Origin of the sequence: Pseudomonas soli, assembly GCF_021283165.2 — a bacterium.
Lineage (GTDB): Bacteria > Pseudomonadota > Gammaproteobacteria > Pseudomonadales > Pseudomonadaceae > Aquipseudomonas > Aquipseudomonas soli.
Map to the genome: position 1 here is coordinate 1,720,803 of NZ_CP128543.1, position 18,968 is coordinate 1,739,770.

The 18,968-nt window shown below is 64.3% G+C and carries 8 protein-coding genes; 7 read left to right on the forward strand and 1 reads right to left on the reverse strand.

Features of this window, described 5'->3' with window-relative positions:
* Positions 1-197 precede the first annotated feature (197 nt).
* From LU688_RS08095 to LU688_RS08115, 5 genes are all read left to right on the forward strand, one after another.
* Positions 198-13,850 carry a hemagglutinin repeat-containing protein gene (locus tag LU688_RS08095; RefSeq protein WP_289678346.1) on the forward strand — a complete coding sequence of 4,551 codons (13,653 nt, stop codon included), beginning with the start codon at positions 198-200 and terminating at the stop codon, positions 13,848-13,850.
* Positions 13,850-14,449, forward strand: a complete 600-nt coding sequence (locus LU688_RS08100) for a hypothetical protein (protein ID WP_094010743.1) — start codon at positions 13,850-13,852, stop codon at positions 14,447-14,449. Before LU688_RS08095 ends, LU688_RS08100 begins: the two co-directional genes overlap by 1 nt.
* Before the next feature lie 81 nt (positions 14,450-14,530).
* Complete coding sequence (locus LU688_RS08105) at positions 14,531-14,929, forward strand: SMI1/KNR4 family protein (RefSeq protein ID WP_094010742.1); 399 nt, start codon at positions 14,531-14,533, stop codon at positions 14,927-14,929.
* 105 nt (positions 14,930-15,034) lie between these two features.
* The gene (locus LU688_RS08110; protein ID WP_160291254.1) at positions 15,035-15,439 is read left to right on the forward strand and encodes a transcriptional regulator; all 405 of its coding nucleotides are present in this window, start codon (positions 15,035-15,037) and stop codon (positions 15,437-15,439) included.
* Positions 15,440-15,530: 91 nt separating this feature from the next.
* Positions 15,531-16,457, forward strand: a complete 927-nt coding sequence (locus tag LU688_RS08115; RefSeq protein WP_104444288.1) for a DMT family transporter — start codon at positions 15,531-15,533, stop codon at positions 16,455-16,457.
* A 67-nt stretch (positions 16,458-16,524) separates the two neighbouring features.
* Here the strand turns inward: LU688_RS08115 and LU688_RS08120 are convergent, their stop codons facing one another.
* Entirely contained in the window at positions 16,525-17,685 is a 1,161-nt protein-coding gene (locus LU688_RS08120) for an MFS transporter (protein ID WP_160291255.1), read from the reverse strand.
* 106 nt (positions 17,686-17,791) lie between these two features.
* On the opposite strand from LU688_RS08120, the gene ptrR reads away from it, so the two are divergent.
* Together ptrR and LU688_RS08130 are read left to right on the forward strand one after the other, a co-directional pair.
* Positions 17,792-18,685 (forward strand): putrescine utilization regulator PtrR, encoded by an 894-nt coding sequence (gene ptrR, locus LU688_RS08125; RefSeq protein ID WP_160291256.1) that lies wholly within the window; start codon positions 17,792-17,794, stop codon positions 18,683-18,685.
* 124 nt (positions 18,686-18,809) lie between these two features.
* Positions 18,810-18,938 carry a PA1414 family protein gene (locus LU688_RS08130; protein ID WP_256206021.1) on the forward strand — a complete coding sequence of 43 codons (129 nt, stop codon included), beginning with the start codon at positions 18,810-18,812 and terminating at the stop codon, positions 18,936-18,938.
* The last annotated feature ends 30 nt before the right edge of the window (positions 18,939-18,968 follow it).

Genomic DNA, 18,968 nt, shown 5'->3' on the forward strand with positions numbered 1-18,968 from the left:
GGTGGAGGTCGCTGGCTGGCCGGAAGTTCAGCGCGGGCGACTGGCGGGACAGGTGCCGTCATCCAGATACTATTTTTTGACGATATTAATTTGACGCTTCAGTGATGGCTAAATAGTATCTCACGCTCTTTTTCGCCCATGCTTGCCGTAGCGCTGGCAAGCATGAGTACCTGACCGCCTGATTCACGAGACCTGACATGGACGTCCGCCTGTTTGCCTTCCTGGCCCGCCAACGCTCGGCCAAAATTCAGCCGCGCGAGCAGTTCTGCGGATTGCCCAAGCGCGGTCTGGCGCTGCTGCTGGCCAACGCCATGTTCTGGCAGCCGCTTTGGGCACAGGCCGCCGAAGGCGTGATGGTCAGCGGGCCGGGCACCAGCCTGGGGCAGACGGGCAACGGCGTGCCCATCGTCAATATCGCCGCGCCCAACGGCAGCGGCCTGTCGCACAACCAGTTCAGCGACTACAACGTCGGCCAGCAAGGGCTGATCCTCAACAACGCCACCGAGCGGACCCAGGCCACCCAGCTGGGCGGCATCATCCTCGGCAACCCGAACCTGCGGGGGACGGCGGCCAGCGTCATCCTCAACGAGGTCAACGGCGCCAACGCCAGCCAGCTGCGCGGCTACACCGAAGTGGCCGGACGCGGGGCGCATGTCATCGTCGCCAACCCCCACGGCATCACCTGCGATGGCTGCGGCTTCATCAACACGCCACAGGCCACGCTCAGCACCGGCAAGCCGGTGCTCGAGAACGGCCAGCTGAGCCGTTATCAGGTCGACCAGGGCCATATCGCCATCGAAGGGGCGGGGCTCAACGCCAGCAATGTCGACAGCTTCGAGCTGATTGCCCGCAGCACGAAAATCAACGCCGAGATCCAGGCGCGCAACCTGGCCATCGTCGCCGGGCGCAACGATGTCGATGCCAGCACCCTGGCGGCCACGGCACGCCAGGATGACGGCAGTGCCAAGCCGAGCCTGGCCATCGACTCCAGCGCCTTGGGCGGCATGTATGCCGGCGCGGTCAGGCTGGTGGGCACCGAGGCCGGGGTGGGCGTGCGCCTGGACGGGCGGATGATCGCCAGCGGCGGCGATATCCAGCTCGAGGCCAACGGCCAGTTGCACATGGCCCAGGCCAGCGCCAGCGGCGACGTACGCCTGCAGGCGGCGGCTATCGATGCGCAGGGCCCGGTGCATGCCGGCCAGCAACTGCAGCTGGACAGCCGCGGCGAGCTGGTCAACCGCCAGGGGCTGACCGCCGGGGGCCAGGTACAGTTGAACGCTGGCGGCCAACTGAGCAACCTTGGCGGTATCCAGGCGGGTATCAACATCGATGGTCAGCGCGTGGCCGGCGCCGACCTGAAGATCAGCGCCGGTGCGGTGGACAACCGCAACCAGCGCCTGATCGCCAGCGGCGACCTGACCCTCTCCACCGGCACCCACCTGGACAACCAGGGCGGTAGCCTCAGCGCCGGGCGCGACCTCAGCGTCAATGCCGCGACCCTGGACAACCGCCAGCAGGGCAAGGTCTTCGCCGACGGGCGCATGACCCTCACCGGGGGCCAGCTGCTCAACGGCGACCGTGGCCAGATCACCAGCCAGGGCGCGCTGAACGCCACCTGGGCCCATCTGGATAACCAGGCCGGCGAACTGTCCAGCCTCGACACCCTGGCCCTGAACCTCGGCAGCCTGGACAACCGCACTGGCAAGGTCCTGGCCAACCGCGGCATCACCGTCACCAGCCAGGGGCTGGTCGACAACCGCAGCGGCCGGATCGCCAGCCAGGCCACCCTCGACCTGACCGCCCAGGCCCTCAACAACGGCCAGGGCGGCCATATCAGCGGCAACCAGGCAGTCAACGTCAATGTCGGCCGGCTCGACCAGCAGGGCGGTCACCTGAGCAGCGTCACTGCGCTGACCCTGGACCTGAACCATGGCCAGCTGGACAACCGCGACGGCAAGATCGCCGCCAACCAGCTGCACCTGCGCCAGATCGCCGATATCGACAACCAGCGTGGCGAGATCTTCGGCAAGGGCGCCTTCACCCTGGCGGGCCGCAGCCTCGACAACACGGGCGGCAAGTTCTACAGCGAACAGGCCCTGACCGTGCGCCTCGACCAGTTGCTCGACAACCTCGATGGCCTGGTGTCGGCCGACGGCCTGGATATCCGCGCCCTGACCCTGAACAACCAGGGCGGCGTGGTCACCAGCAAGTCGGGCCTGGCATTGGTCACGGGCGCAGCCATCGACAACCGCCACGGCGAGATTTCCAGCACCGGCCTCGGCCAGGTAACGGCAGACAGCCTCGACAACCGTGAGGGTACGGTCACTGGCGGGGCGCTGGCGTTGGCCATCGCCCAGGCGGTGGACAATCGCCAAGGCGTGCTGGCTGCCGACAAGGCGCTGACGTTGAACGCCGCCAGCCTCGACAACCGCGAGCAAGGCAAGCTGCTCAGCGACGGCACGCTCACCGCCACGGTCAGCGGGCTCCTGGACAACCAGGCCAAGGGCCTGGTGAACGGCGTGCGCGCCACCCATATCGACGCGGGGCAGTTCGACAACCGCGGTGGCCGCCTGGTGGGCAAGGACCTGCTGACCCTGCAGGGCCAGCGCTGGGACAACCGCGGCGGCAAGATCGAGGCCGACGGCGCACTGACACTGACCATCGACCACCTCGACAACCGCGACCAGGGCCTGGTCAGCGGCCAGGCCGGGGCCCGCTACAGCGGCAGCGAGCTGCTCAACCAGCTCGGCATCCTTGGCGCCAAGGGCAACCTCGACCTGGTCGCCGCGCACCTGGACAACAGTGGCGGCAGCCTGACCAGCGGCGGCGATCTCGATGGCCAGGTCACGCGCCTGGAGCAGCTGGGCGGCAAGCTGTCCGCCGACGGCAAGCTGACCCTCAAGGGCAGTACATTGGTCAACCGCCAGGGCGCCGTGATCGGCGCCGGGCAGGGCATGCACCTGACCGTGGACAGCGTCGACAACCGCGGCGGCGAACTGTCCGCGGCCAAGGCGCTCAGCCTCACCGGGCAGCGCCTGGACAACACCGGCGGCCAGGTCCTGGCCGATACCGACCTGGCGCTGACGGTGGCCGAGGTCATCAACCAGGCCCAGGGCCTGTTGCGCGGCAAGGGCCAACTGACCCTCGACGGCCAGACCCTGGACAACCGCGACGGGCGTGTTTCCGCCGAGCAGGGCGCACGCCTGCGCCTGAGCCAGGCGCTCGACAACAGCAAGGGGCTGCTGACCAGCGAGGGTGACCTCGACATCGGCGCCGCCAGCCTCGACAACAGCGACGCCGAGCTGAGCAGCGCCGGCAAGCTGACCCTGGCCACCACCGGCAAGGTCGACAACCAGCGCGGCTCGATCACCGCCGACGGCGCCCTCGACCTGCGCAGTGCCAGCCTCGACAACCGCGCCGGCGAGGTCGGCGCCCAGGGGGCCATCGACATCGTCACCGGCACCCTCGACAACCGTGACAGCGGCCATGTGGTCGGCAACGACCGGATGACGCTCAAGGCCGGCCAGGTCAACAACGCGGGCAGCGACAGCCGCATCGACAGCGATGGCGCCATGCACCTGACCGCCAGCGGTTTCGACCAGCAGGCCGGACGGATGCTGAGCAAGGCCTCGATCACCCTCGACCTGGGCCAGGGCGCGCTGGTCAACCACGGCCTGATCAAGGCCCCGGTGCTGGTACTGAACAACCTCGGCCGCGTCGACAACCACAACGGCGAAATCACCAGCCCGCAAGGCTTCACCTTTGTGGCCGACTCCCTGGACAACCGCCAGGGCAAGCTGCTCAGCGAGCAGGCGCTGACGGTGCGTATCGCCCAGGCGCTGGACAACACCAAAGGCCTGGTCTCGGCCAAGGGCCTGGACCTGCACGCCGCCAGCCTCGACAACCGCGAGGGCACCGTCAGCAGCCGCGCCGGCCTGGTGCTCACCGTCGACGGTCGCCTGGACAACCGCCAGGGCACCCTGGTGGGCGACACCGCCCTCAACCTTGTGGCCGCGACGCTGGACAACAGCAAGGGCAAGGTCTCCGGCAAAGGCCGGGGCGAGGTCCAGGCCGGCACCTTGCTCAACCACGCCGGTTCGCTGGTCAGCCTCGAGCAACTGCGGATACAGGGTGGTGAGCTGGACAACCGTGAGGCGGGGCTGCTCGGCAGCAATGGCGCGCTGACCCTGGAGGTCGACCGCATCGACAACCGTGGCGGCGAGATCACCGGCAAGGCCGCTGTCGCGGTCACCGGCACCTCGCTGGACAACAGCGACGGCGGCCTGCTGGTCGCTGGCACCGGCATGACCCTGGCGTTGCAATCGCTGCTCAACCGCAACAAGGCGCGCCTCGAGGCCCAGACCGGCCTGACCCTGACCGGCCTGAGCCTGGACAACGACGGCGGCCGCCTGACCAGCCAGCGGGACATGACCCTGACCTTGACCGGCGCGGCCCTCAACCGCCTCGGTCTGCTCAGCGCCGAGGGCCAACTGGTACTGGCCGCGCACAGCCTGGACAACAGCACCGGCAAACTGGACAGCGCCGGCAGCCTGAAACTGACCACGGGCGGCGCGCTGCTCAACCAGGGCGGCGAGCTGCTCAGCGACAGCGACATCACCCTGGCCAGCGCCAGCCTGGACAACACCGACAAGGGCGTTATTTCCAGCAAGGGCGCGCTGACCCTCAGCACCGGCCACCTGGACAACAGCCGCCAGGGCAGCATCAGCAGCAACCGCACCCTCGACCTGCACGCGGGCCAGCTCGATAACCGCGACGGCGGCCGCGTGGGCAGCCGCGAAGCACTCACCGCCACGGTCACCGGCCTCGACCAGCAGGGCGGCAAGCTGTTCAGCGACACCTCGGTCCACCTCGACCTGGGCCACGGCCACCTGGACAACCGTGGCGGCCTGATCAATGCGCCGTCGCTGCAGCTGGACAACCTCAAGACCGTGGCCAACCAGGGCGGCGAGATTTCCAGTGCCCAGGCCCTCACCGTCGCTGCCGAGCAACTGGACAACGGCAACGGCCGCCTGCTCAGCGACCAGCGCCTGCTGCTGCGGGTCAGCCAGCGCCTGGACAACCTCAAGGGCCTGATCGGCGCCCAGTCGCTGGAGATTCATGCCGGCGCGCTGAGCAACCGCGACGGCGGCCGCATCGAAGCCAAGGACGCGCTCGCCCTCACCAGCAAAGGCCTGGACAACCACGCCGGCAAGCTGCTCGGCAGCAGCCTCGCGCTGGACCTGGGCGGCGCCGACCTGGACAACGGCGCGGGCCTGATCACCACCGCCGGGCCGCTGACCCTGGTCAACCTGGCCAAACTGCACAACCAGGGTGGCGAGATTTCCACCGCCCAGGCCCTGCAACTGGACGTCAGCGAGCTGGACAACCGTGACGGCAAGCTGATCAGCGAACAGACGCTGGCCATCACCAGCGGCGCCATCGACAACCGCAACGGCCTGGTCTCGGGCTGGCAGGGCCTGAGCGTGACCGGCCAGGGCCTGGACAACCGCCAGCAGGGCACCCTGTCGAGCCGCTCCGGCGCCGTGAAGGCGACCGTGACCGGCGCGCTGCGCAACAGCGACGGCGGCGCGCTGGTTGCCCAGCAACGCCTGGACGTCAAGGCCGCCAGCCTGGACAACAGCGCCAAGGGCATCCTCTCCAGCGGCAGCGGCCAGCAACTGACCATCACGGCGGCACTGGACAACCATGACGGCGGCCTGATCGATGCCGGGGAAAAACTGGTCATCAGCGCCGGTGCCCTCGACAACCACGGCGGCCGCGTGGCCACCCGCCAGGACCTGGGCCTGACCGCCGCAAGCCTGAACAACAACGACGGCAACCTCGCCGCCCAGGGCGCGCTGACCCTCGACCTGCTCGGCGAGCTGCTCAACCGCCAGGGCACGCTGTTCGCCGGCAAGGACCTGCTGATCCAGCGCGCCGGCCTGGTCGACAACCAGGCTGGCCAGATCGCCAGCCAGGGCCTGCTCAAGGTGCTGGCCGCCAGCGTCGACAACAGCCAGCGCGGCACGCTGGCCGCCAATGGCCCGCTCACGCTCGACAGCCGCGGGGCGCTCAACAACTCGGGCGATGGCCTGATCTACAGCCAGCAGGGCGACGTAGGCCTGCAGGCGGCCAGCCTGAACAACGCCAAGGGCACCGTGCAGGCCAAGGGCGCGATCACCGCGCAGACCACCGGCGTGCTCGACAACCAGGGTGGCAAGCTGAACGCCCAGGATGGCGCGTTGACCGTGACCGCCGACACCCTCGACAACCGCGGCGGCATCCTCGCCAGCCTCAAGCAGGCGCTGGGCGTGCACACCACCGGCGTGCTGCGCAACGGCAGCGACGCCACTGGCCAGCGCGGCATCCTCCAGGCGCTGAGCCTGGACGTGCAGAGCGCCAGCCTCGACAACCACGGCGGGCGCATCGCCGCGCTCGGCGGTGATACCGTGATCCGCACCGGGCAGCTGGACAACCGCGATGGCGGCATCTCCGCCGGCGGCCTGCTCAAGGTCACCGGCGCCAGCCTGCTCAACGGCGGCGACGCGCGCGGCGAGATGGTCGGCCAGCGTATCGAACTTGGGCTGAGCGGCGCCCTGGACAACCACTCCGGCATCATCGAAAGCGCCAGTACCCTCGCCATCACGGCCGCCACTCTGGACAACCAGGGCGGGCAACTGCGTGCCGTGGGTACCAGCGGCAAGAGCCAGTTCGCCATTGGCGGGTTGTTCGACAACCGCAATGGCCAGGTGGAGATCGGCAACAGTGACCTGACCCTCGGCGCCGGCCTGCTGCAGAACGTCGGTGGCAAGGTGCTGCACGCCGGCAAGGGCGTGTTCGACATCGACACCGCCAACCTTACCCGTGCCGGCGGCAGCCTCAGCACCCGCGGCGGCCTGACCCTGACCGCAGACAGCTGGACCAACGGCAGCGCCATCCAGGCCGGGCGCCTGACGGTCAATGTCAACAACCTCACCCAGACCGCCGGCGGCCAGTTGCTGGCATTCGACAGCCTGGTGGGCAATGGTGGCAACTGGAGCAACGATGGCCTGATCGCCAGTGACGGCGATCTTAGCCTGAACCTGGGCGGCAGCTACGACGGCAATGGCCGGGCCAGCAGCCAGGGCACACTGGGGTTGAGCGCGGCGCAGATGACCCTTGGCGCTAATGGCAGCATCACGGGCGTAGGCAACACCACGGTCAATGTGGTGGGCCTGCTGACCAACCAGGGGCGGCTGAGTTCGGCGGGGGATCTGCTGGTCAACGCCGGTAGCGTGAACAACCTGGGGACTTTGGGTGGCAACCAGTTGGTGCGGGTGACCAGCGGCAGCCTGCGCAATGACCGTGGGCTGCTGTTTAGCGGCGGGGACATGCAGCTGTATACCGGCGCCTTGACCAACTTCTATGGCGACGTCTACAGCCTGGGTGGCTTGACGGTGGCCGGCAATGCCGCGGGCGGGCTGGCGAACAAGGTGGAGAACATTTCCGGCAGCCTCGAGAGTGCCGGGGACATGCGCCTGAATGCGCAGGCCATCGAGAACCGAAAAGAAATTTTCAAGACCACGGGGACACCGACGTGGAGCTCGATTGGCATGCGCCAGACGGGTTCTGGCGCTGGCCACATGGTGCTTGAGGAGTATTTCGAGAGAAAGGTAGAGATTGATTCGCCTGCCGGGGCCATCCGAGCTGGTCGCGATATGTTCGTGCTTGGTGGCCGGTTGGAAAACTCGGCTTCGGTAATCACCGCTCAACGTGACATCGCGGTCAATGTCCAGGACTTCCTCAACAAAGGCGAGGCTCTTGGTACCTATACGGAGTTGAAGTCGTTCGCGCTTTCGGGTGTCGACAGGGTCAAATACGCTATTCCGTACTTTGCAGCAGTGATGCGCTACAACGCAGCCAACGACCCAGGGTATACAAGGGTCGCCAGTAACAATCCTAGAAATCTGGTAGGTACGATCCGTCTGTGGGATGCCAACTGGAACGAGTCCCGGAGCAGGCCTACGACTCGTCTCGGCGGTACCGCAAACTACAACACAGTCGTCACCATCGGTTGGAAGAGTTGGTCCGACGATTTCGCGATCAGTGCGCTTAATATTGCGCCGGCATACAACCCTGATGTGAGGGCGCCGCTGCCCTCGCAGATCCAAGGTGTCACATTCTTCGACAAGCGCACTATCGTGCATGACACCCAGGTTGGTTCGGCGAATGCCGTGGTCCAGGCTGGCGGTCGGGTCAGCATCAACGCGACCAAGGATCTGAGCAACAGCGTCATCCAGGAGGGGGTGACGATTAATGCCCCAGCAGGCAAGGCGTTCGATCCGAAATTGCCAGGGGCGTCGGGCAGTACGCTTATCAATATCCATGCCCAACTTCCCCCTGACCTTGCACAACAGCAGGTCAATCCGCTTGCCTTGGGCGGCTTCACGTTACCCACCGGCCAGAATGGCCTGTTCCGTCTGAGTGGACAGGGTGGGAGCGCTTCGGGTAGCCCGGCCCAAAGCTGGAAGCTAGGCGGCGCAGACGTCACGATCCAGGAGCGTCAGGCGATGGTGTCCGGCACCCAGCCTGGGGCGCTGCAGGCCATGGATGCCAGAGCATTAGAACAGAATCATCAACAAATCGACCGAATCGCCCATCAGAGTGGCGCCGTCGGTGGCAATGCCAGTGCCATCGGTGTCAACGCGCCGAATGGCGCGCCGGTTGATGTAGCCCTCCCGCAGCGACATCCCGGTGCCGATGTTCGCGAGCTGGCTGCCGGTGGCAACTTGGGAATCAGTGCTCGTCCTGACATCCCTGGGGTCACTCGGATGCCGGACAGCCAGTACAACAGCAAGCCCCACAAGTACCTGATCGAGACCAACCCGGTCCTCACCGACCTCAAGCAGTTCATGAGCTCGGACTATCTGCTCGGCAACCTTGGCTACGACCCGGACCAGAGTTGGAAGCGCCTGGGTGATGGACTCTACGAGCAGCGCCTGATCCAGCAAGCGGTGGTGGCGCGTACCGGCCAGCAGTTCATCGATGGCCAGACCTCTGGCGATCAGCTGTTCAAGTACCTGATGGACAACGCCATCCGCAGCAAGGACCAGCTCCAGCTGAGCCTGGGTGTGGGCCTGACGGCCTCCCAGGTGGCGGCGCTGACCCATGACATCGTGTGGATGGAAAAACACCAGGTCAACGGCGAGGAGGTCCTGGTCCCGGTGCTTTACCTGGCCCAGGCCAACAACCGCCTGGCCCCCAACGGTGCGTTGATTGCCGGCCAGGACGTACAACTGATCGCTGGCGAGAACCTGACCAACGTCGGGACCCTGCAGGCCAGCCGCAACCTGTCCGCCACCGCTGGCAACAACCTGGTCAACACCGGCCTGGTCCAGGCCGGAGAGCGGCTGGAGCTGCTGGCCGGCAACAACCTGAGCAACAGTGCTGGCGGCATCATCAGCGGGCGCGATGTGAGCCTGACGGCGGTCAATGGCGATATCCTCAACCAGCGCGACCAGGTGCGCGCCGTCACCAATTTCGGCGGCACCAGCCAGCACCAGGACTATCTGGACAGCGCCGCACGCATCGAAGCCGGTAACAGCCTCAGCCTCAATGCGGGTCAGGACATCCAGAACGTCGCCAGCGTGATCCAGAGCGGCGGCGACCTGTCCCTTAACGCCGGGCGCGATGTCAGCATGCTGTCGGTCGAGGAGCGCGAAGGCTTCTACAGCGACCGGCACCGCAACAACACGGTGCAGCAGCACGGCGCCACGGTCACCGCTGGTCGCGACCTGAGCATCGGCGCCGGCCGCGACCTCACTGCCGTGGCCAGCCAGATCGACGCGGGCCGCAACCTCACCCTGGCTGCGGGCGAAGACTTGAACTTGAGCTCCGCCGCCAACGAAGCGCACAGTTTCAGCCGCAGCAAGAAGGTCACCCAGTCCAAGGACCAGGTCACCCAGGTCTCGACCACGCTCAAGGCTGGCGGCGACGTATCGCTGTCTGCCGGCCAGGACATGGCCATCATTGCCAGCCAGGTCAAGGGCAAGGGCGATGTCGACATTGACGCCGAGCGCGACCTGACCATCGCCTCCGACCAGAACGAAAGCGCGTCCTACTACCTGAAGAAGAGCAAGGGTTCGTTCGGTCGCAGCAGCTCGACGCAGAAAGAGAGCTACCACAGCACCAACGTCGCCTCGGTGATCGAGGCCGGTGGCGATCTCACGGTCAACGTCAGCAAGCAGGCCGATGGTGGCATCGCCATCGACGGTGGCCGCGATGTCTCGGTGATCGGCAGCCAACTCAAGGCCGGCGGTGATGTCATGCTCGGTGCCACTGGCGATGTGGCGGTGCTGTCCGGCGTCGAGGAGCACGGCGAGTACAGCAAGAAGACCAAGTCCGGCTTCCTGGGCCTGTCGAAGAGCGGCAAGAGCCAGCTGCAGACCCGCGCCACGCAGGTGGGCAGCGAGCTCGATGCCGGAAACGACATCGTTATCGCCGCAGGCAGCGATGTGCGCCTGCGCGCCAGCGAAGCGAATGCCGGCAAGGACGTCGAGCTGCGTGCGGGGTTGGTGGACAAGGAGGGTGACATCAACCTGGTGTCGGCCAACGATACCGCCTACAGCCACTCGGAACAGTACAAGAAAAAGACCGGGCTCTCGGTGTCAGGTGGCTTCATCTCCGTGGGCTCGGCGAAGAAGGCCGGCCAAGAGGCGCAGAGCAGTACCAGTGTGGGCAGCCAGTTGACCGCCGTGCAGGATGCCAGCCTGACCGCCGAACGCGATATCAATGTGACCGGCAGTGGCATTGCGGCAGGGCGCAATGTCAGCCTTAATGCCGGGCGCGACGTGAACGTGGCAGCTGCGCAGAACGAGCACAGCGAGCACCAGTGGTCGAGCGAGAAACGCACAGGTTTCGGCGTCTCCGGCGATGACAATGGCGTCAGCCTGTTCCTCGGCAGCGAGCAGCAGAAGGCCAAGGATCGCCTGGAGCAGCAACTGGCCGCCGCCAGTCAGATCCAGGCAGGCCAGGACCTGGATGTTCGCGCCGGGCGTGACATCAACCAGACCGGTTCCGACTTCAAGGCCAAGCACGACATCAATCTCGAAGCCGGTCGCGACATCAACATCGATGCCGCCCGCGAGCGTCTGCTGGTGGAGCACGAGCGCGAGCAGAAGAGCCAGGGCATCGGGGTCACGATCAACCATAACCTGGGCAACACCAAGGACGCGATCGAGGGCGCGGGTAAAGGTGAGAACGGTGTCAGCCAGACTTCCAGCACCTTGCGCGCGGTCGACGCTGTCAGTCAGTTCTTCGCCGGGCCTACCGCCGATGTGAAACTGGGTACCACCAAGCAAGGCAGCCGCGAGCGGGTGGTCGAGGAAAGTCAGCGTGGTTCCACCCTGGATGCCGGGCACGACGTCAACGTCAAGGCCGGCAACGATGTCACCATCAAGGGCGGGCAGTTGCAGGCGGGGCGGGACATCAGCATCAGCGGTCGAGACATCAACCTTGATGTAGCCAAGGGCAGCTTCAGCCAGGAAAACCAGCAGACCAAGAGCTGGGGTGGGATCCATGGCGGGACCACTGGCGGGATCAAGCTGGGAGCGGGTGGCAGTTATGGCGTCGCTGATCAGGACAGCATGCAGGGTACTTCGTCAGCGAGCCAACTCAACGCTGGTCGTGACGTCAAGCTCGATGCCAGCCATGACGTGAACATCATCGGCGGGCAGGTCCGTGCCGGACGCGACATTGACGTCGCTGCTGCCAACGACGTCAACATCCGCTCGGCGCAGAACGACAGCAACAGCCAAAACACTCGTCATAACGGTGGTGGCGAGGCAGGGTTGGCGTTTGGCGAAGGCAAGGTCGGTTTCTACGCCAGTGTCGATATCGGCAAGGGCGACCTGAAGCGTGAAGCCGAGCAGCAGCAACAGGCGTTCCTGTATGCCGGGGACCAGCTGAAGTTCAGCAGTGGCAAGGACACCACCATCGCCGGAGCGCAATTGCGTGGCGATGAGGTGATCGGCCGTGTGGGAGGCGATCTCAAGGTTGCTTCCGTAGCGGATACCGGCAAGGTCGAGGGCAAGGAGTTCGACCTGAGTGCAACGGTCTCCGTAGGTGTCGGCGCCAGTGTCAGCGGTTCGGTGGGCTACGGACAGACGACTGGCAAGACCAACTGGGTCCAGGAGCAGACACGCATCACCGGGGGGAACAAGGTCGACATTCGCACCGAACACCACACCCAGCTCGATGGCGCGTTGATCGCCGCCGACAACGGCAACCTCAAGCTCGACACGGGTACGCTGGGTTACAGCGATATCGCCGGCAAGGACAAGGAGCACGGTTATTACCTCAACGTCGGCGGCAGTTGGTCGCAGCCAAGCGGCGGCAAGTCCGAAACCCACGGCAACCTCAGTGGCTGGGAGTATGAAAAGGACCGCGAGCAGATCGTCCGTGCCACGGTGGGTGCTGGTGAGGTTACCGTGCGCCAGGATGCAGAGACTGGCAAGGACTCGGTAGCCGGGCTGAATCGGGATCTGGACAAGGCTTACGAGATCACTCGGGACCGAGAATCGCGGACTGATTTGTATGTGTCGGATACCTCTGTCAAGGCGGTTCTGAGCCCGAAGAAGACGTTGGAGCAGTGGCAGCAAAGTGCAGCTGAATATGGCGAGAACAGTGAAGAGGCCTTGCAGAAACTGGGTGATCTCTTCCTGACCGCACGGGCAGTGGGCAAAGGGGAAAATTGGGATGAAGTCAGCAAGGCAGTAGGCTTCGTTCAGTATAAGCGTGAAGCGATGCGTCAGTTTATGCGGCAACTGGGAAGCCGCAATGAAGAGACCCGTGCGGCGCTCGTCAGTACAGTCCTTGTCCAGATTTTTGGGGGGAAAGTTACCAAGGACTTTGATGTTGTTGCTCGGTACTTGACTGATCTGGCAGGCCAGGATCCTGTCAAGGCGCGTGATGTACTGACCAGTATGGCGGCGCTAGATGATCGAGCGCCTGGCCAGATGAATTTTGTCCCGGTCGCGTATGCTGGGTATGCAGTGATCAGCGCGCTCGCAGCCACTTTGGCTGCCAGCCAGCTTCCACCAGAGCGTCAGGCGGAAATGCAGGCTGCGGTGTCGAGGGCGATTGACGAGATCGAGGCTAATGTCAGCGATCTCAACAAGCGCGCGCAGATGATCAAGCTGATCGTCGAGGTGTCCCTGCAGAATGAAGGGCTGCCTATTCACATACTTGATCCGAGGCTGAAGAAGTACGAAGGATTGCTGGTTGAGAGCGGGACGCAGAACCCTAGCAGTGGTGGGTATGGCGAGGGCGGGCAGGTCGTCACGACGCCGCATACCGGCGGAAGTCAGCTTGATGGGCAGCACGGGCGAGATGTCTATGTGACCCCGAGCCACCAGCAGGATATCGGGCTTGTATTTTCCGAGAACCCTCTTGAAAACCAGGCCGCCCATGATCTCCTGACGGCAATCAATAGTATTCCATCCAAGACCCAGGCGACGAAAAGTGCCACGATGGTAGGTGCTTTCGATCCGCTGACAGGAAAAGTTGCGGTGGGAAGCAGTAACGCGTCGATTACTGCCGATTCACTGCATCCTGCCACGGTTGCTTATATAGAAACGCAGTTGGGAGTGAAGGTTGGTGAGTTTACGGACTTCTGCAAGAATAAGGTGGGTGCCTGCGCCGAAATTTCGGCGGCGGATCAACTGGTAAGGCAGGGTGCTGTGCCTGGGAACATCAAGTTTACTGAAGCTGTCAGGCCCCGTGATGTCTGGCGGCGAGACGATGTTCCTCCCGGCGCCATCATAAAAACTTGCGAAAATTGCGCGGTGACATGGCCTAAGGGGAGCCGGTAATGAGCCTTGATGAACAATGGGAACCTGGCTTCGGTACCATATACACATGGTTAGCCATGGATAGAGTTGGTCGAATTGCGGTCATGGTGAACAATTGTTTTGGTGATATTCCGAAAGTGCTCCTGGCACTGAACGGAGCGGAGGAAATGCTGGACACCCTCAGTGAATTTATGTGGGAGGAGTCTCAGGTCTTTCGGTCGTACCCACCTTTGAAGAAATGTGGCTTTACGGTGGACTTGTATTCGGCATGGCGCTGGCAAGGAAGAGACAAGGCTTTCGTGGTGGATGAGCTGTTGCGCGATCTCGAAGTGCGAGGAATCTACAGTGAAGCCAGCCTTGCCTTCAACAAAGGATTCTTTGTCTATCACGCTGTCGAAGGTTCTCGAGAGGGAGAGGATTTCCCCGTTGGGTTTGATGGGCCTACGAGTATGGGCGACTACTTCAGGTTTCTGGTGCCAGGGGAGTATGCATCGATTGAAGATTTTCCAGAGAGCCTGAGACCAGGAGTTGTCGTCTCTCAAACCTTGGATTTCAATTCGAAACAAGTGTTGAGTGGGAAATGTATCAACGAGTATTTTTGCGATTTGTATAGGCGCTAAGCTTGGGGCAAAAAGTATGTTCGCCACCCCGGCGTTGTCGTGATCGAGTTTCGGCTGATTCGTGACAGGGAAGGAGCAGTCGTGGACAGGTATGACGATCTGCAGCCGGACAAGGCATCCGGCCTGCTTGCAAAGCTGGAGGCAGTCAATGCGCAGGTGCTCGCGGCACTGATTGCCGATCATTCGCAAGTGCCAGCCGATTATGTTGCCTTTATGAAGGAGCTTGGCTGGGGTGAAGTGGGTGAGGCTGCCTACATGTTGTATGAGGGCCTGCTGACCCCAGACCAGGTCTACGACGAAGATGATGAACGCCCCCTGGACGGCATCCTCCTGTTCGGAGATGACATGCAGGGGTACTGCTCGGGGTTCGATACGAACAATGGCTGGGTGGTTGTCGATATCGACCCGGTAAGCCGTGAGGCGCATCAAGTGGCGGACAGTTTTTCCGAGTACATACGTGAAATGCTGAACGACTTGTAGCCGTCGAGGAGCAATGGGGTGGCCCTTCGGCTTCTGATTGAACACCTGGCAACCTCTGTCAGTCCCACGCTGTGTACCTACTTGTCCACAGCAGGAGGCTTACCCATGAGCACATACGACTGGGACCTGATCGAACGCTTGCTGCACGAAGTGCAGAACGGCGCCGGTCACAGTTTTACGCCGCGTCCGTATGCCGAGCAGCATGCCGCCGCGTTGGCCGCCGATGGCGAGGCGGCGGGCGATCTGAACCGGCTCAAGGCCCAGGCTTGCAAGTACGAAAAGATCCTCTTCGAACGGGGGTTCATCGAGAGCCGGCCTGAAGCGGAAGGCGGCAACGGCGAGAATTTCGTCCTCAGCCCGCGCGGCTCGCGCCTGCTCAGCCTGATCGACAGCAGCATTCCGGGCTTCGAACATCCGCGCCAGGTGCTCGATGAACAGGCCGATGCCCTGGACGAAGCCACCTTCGAGAACGTCTCGGCCAAGGCGCAGATCGCTGGCGGGTCAATTTAGACTGGCATCGGCAAGGCCGGTCCCCCGATAATCGGGATCCATTCTCACCGCCGAGCCTTGCCATGTCGTTCAACCCGCAGAGGGGCCGCCCATGACCGCGGTCCGCAAGAACCCCGACGCTTTTGCTTTCCAGGTCATGCTGGGGCTGTGCCTGATCTGGGGCTGCCAGCAGGTGCTGATCAAATCCGCCGCGGTGGATATCGCGCCAGTGATGCAGGCGGCGTTTCGCAATGGTATCGCCGCGGTGCTGGTGGGGCTGCTGGTCTGCTTCCGCGGGGGCTGGAGCCTGGTGGGCAGCACTTGGCGTGCCGGGCTGCTGGCCGGCGCGTTGTTCGGGCTGGAGTTCCTGTTCATCGCCGAGGGTCTGAAGCTGACCTCGGCGGCACACATGTCGGTGTTCCTCTACACCGCGCCGATCTTCACCGCCCTGGGGCTGCATTTCATGATGCCCAGCGAGCGGCTGCGGCTGTTGCAGTGGCTGGGCATACTGCTGGCATTTGCAGGGATTGCCCTGGCCTTCGCGGGCGGTGTTTCCCTGGAGCACCTCGATGGGCGCATGTTGCTGGGCGACGCCATGGCGATCCTGGCGGGCCTGGCCTGGGGCGCTACCACGGTAGTGGTGCGCGGCTCGCGGTTGTCCGAGGCGCCGGCGACCCTGACCCTGTTCTACCAGCTGGCCGTGGGGTTTGTCGGGCTGGTGCTGATCGCCTTGGTGAGCGGACAGATCGCCGACTTTTCGCTGACCCCGCTGGCGGTGGGCAGCGTGCTGTTTCAGGGGATCGTGGTGTCGTTCGTGAGTTACCTGACCTGGTTCTGGTTGCTGCGTAAGTACCTGGCGTCGAACCTGGCGGTGTTTTCCTTCATCACGCCGCTGTTCGGGGTGACCTTTGGCGTGCTGCTGCTGGACGAGCCGCTGAGCCTGAACTTCGTGATCGGCGCGGTGATGGTGCTGCTCGGGGTGATCATGGTCAGCGCCGAGGCGTGGGTGCGGCAGCAGTTGCGCAAACTGGTGGGGTAAGCGGTCTGCAGTTGCGGCCCTATCGCGAGGCAAGTCAGCTCCCATAAGGGCTTGCCTCATCACAGGGTCAGCCTGCCTGTCTCAGGCTGGCACAGGTTGGTGGACCCGAGAAGCCCCCGGCCAACATCCCGGCCAATCCCATCCCTATCGCAGCCAGTACCAGTGCGGGCTGTAGTCCCCCACTGAAATGGCTGCTCAACGCCGCCAGCAGCGGCCCACTCAATTGCCCAAGGGCGAAACAAGCGGTCAACAATCCGGCATTACGCTGCGTGGCATGGGGCGCCAGTTCCCGCGAGCGCTGCATCACCAGTTGCATGCAGGCCAGGAACGGCCCGCCGCACAGCAGCACGCCCAATGCCAGGCCAACCCCGCCGCCCAGCAGGCAGGCCAGTACACCCAGCCCTTGCAACCACAGGGTGATGCTCAGCCAGGTCGAGGTGCGGCCCGGGCGGCGCAGGCTGACGATCATCACACCCAGCGCCGAGGCCAGGCCGAACGCCGGCCAGAACAGGTCGGCCAGCCATTGCCCATGGAACTGCTGGCTGGCCATCTGCGACAGGAAGGTGGCCGGCAGAATGTAGCCGATCCCGTAGAGCGCGTAGACCAGGCCCAGGCGGCCGATGCCATTGTTGGGGCCGCGGTCGTTGCCCAGGGGCAAGGTGACGGGTTCGAGCGCTCGCGGTAGCCACGGCAGCACCGCAAGCAGCATGATCAGTGCGGCGACCCCATAAACCAGCCACAGGGCCGCCGAATCCAGCCCCAGCAGGTGCGCAGCCAAGGCCAGCAAGCCTGTCACCGCGATCCCGACACCGGGTCCGGCGAACACCAGTGCGCCGAGACGCTGGCGGCCATGGGCACTGGCCAGTTGCTGGCTGAGGCTGGCGATCATCACCAGTACCCAGGCGCTGGCCACGCCGGTGCCGAAGCGCAGCAGCAGATGGCTCCAGAACCCGTCGGCCGCCCACGACGCCAGGGTCAGCAATACGCACAGCCACAGCCCGCCATGCAGGCGCAGGCGTACCTGGCGTGGCTGGCGGGCGAACATGGCGTCCACCGCTCCAAGGAAGTAGCCCAGGTAGTTGGCGGCGGCGACCAGGCCGCCAGCAGTCAGGTCGAACTGGCCCTCGGCGATCAGCCGGGGCAGTTGCGGGGTCAGGGCGAAGCGGCCGATACCCATGGCCATCATTAGCGCCACGGCGCTGGCCAGCAGTTGCACGAAGGGCGACATGGTAAGTCTCCTGCACGAAGGGATGCGATGGATGGCAGGGTAGGGCGCATTGACTTTCAATAAAATTGAATAATGATGATGAAGTTGTTCTGTTTTGGAGAATCTCATGGAGTTCAGCCAACTGCGCATCTTCCAGGCCGTGGCCGAGGAGGGCTCGGTTACCCGCGCCGCCGAGCGCTTGCACCGGGTGCCGTCGAACCTGTCGACGCGCCTGCGTCAGCTCGAGGAGCAACTGGGGGTGGAGCTGTTCCTGCGCGAGCGCCAGCGCTTGCAGCTGTCGCCGGCCGGCAAGGTGCTGCTCGATTACGCCAACCGCCTTGCCAGCCTGCGCGACGAAGCGCTCGCGGCGGTGCAGGGCGGCCAGCCAGCGGGGGATTTCGTGCTGGGCACCATGTACAGCACTGCGGCCATTCATTTGCCAGCGCTACTGGCGCGTTATCACCAGGCTTATCCAGCCGTGAACCTGCAGGTCCAGGCGGCGCCTAGTGCGGAACTGCTCGAAGGCGTGCTCAGCCATCGGCTGGATGCGGCGTTGGTCGACGGCCCGCTCAACCTGGCCGGGCTGGATGGCGTGCCACTGTGCGAGGAAACGCTGGTACTGATCACGAGCCCTGAACACCCGGTGGTGCACAGCGCCAGTGACGTTGCCGGCAAGGCGGTGTTCACCTTCCGCCAGGGCTGCTCGTACCGCATGCGCCTGGAAGCTTGGTATGCCCATGCCCACACGCCCATGGGCCGGGTGATGGAGATCGAGTCCTACCAGAGCATGCTGGCCTGCGTGATCGCCGGGGCAGGTGTGGCACTCATGGCGCAGTCGATGCTCGACAGCCTGCCGGGGCGCGACCAGGTGCGTGCCCACCGCTTGCAGTCACCGTTCGATCATGCGATGACCTGGTTGATGTGGCGCCAGGGCAAACGCGGGGCCAATCTGCAGGCCTGGATCGATTTGCAACAAAGCGAAACGATTGACCGACCGTCGGAAGCTGCCATCTGCGCTTGATCCGGGTCAGAATCGCCCATATCTGTAAGAACAGAGGCATGCGCAATACAAGACATCGGACTATGATCTGTATGACGCATCGCAAGATTGATTGACCGTGAGGCTGACCCGTCAAGGGGGCAATATGAACGAACGCATGTACAACTGGCTCCATGACCTCGCCGTCGCCCTGGGCCTGCTCCCGCCACCGTTGCAGCCGGTGCCGATCCCGACCGACGAAGAACAGCGCAAGCGCCAGCCGCGTCGGCGCTGACCACAAGGCAAAAGGGCGCGCTTTCGGGAG

Coding starts and splice junctions, on each gene's coding strand:
- LU688_RS08095 (WP_289678346.1), top strand. CDS start 198: ATGGACGTCCGCCTGTTTGCCTTCCTGGCCCGCCAACGCTCGGCCAAA.
- LU688_RS08100 (WP_094010743.1), top strand. CDS start 13,850: ATGAGCCTTGATGAACAATGGGAACCTGGCTTCGGTACCATATACACA.
- LU688_RS08110 (WP_160291254.1), top strand. CDS start 15,035: ATGAGCACATACGACTGGGACCTGATCGAACGCTTGCTGCACGAAGTG.
- LU688_RS08115 (WP_104444288.1), top strand. CDS start 15,531: ATGACCGCGGTCCGCAAGAACCCCGACGCTTTTGCTTTCCAGGTCATG.
- LU688_RS08120 (WP_160291255.1), bottom strand. CDS start 17,685: ATGTCGCCCTTCGTGCAACTGCTGGCCAGCGCCGTGGCGCTAATGATG.
- ptrR (WP_160291256.1), top strand. CDS start 17,792: ATGGAGTTCAGCCAACTGCGCATCTTCCAGGCCGTGGCCGAGGAGGGC.
- LU688_RS08130 (WP_256206021.1), top strand. CDS start 18,810: ATGAACGAACGCATGTACAACTGGCTCCATGACCTCGCCGTCGCCCTG.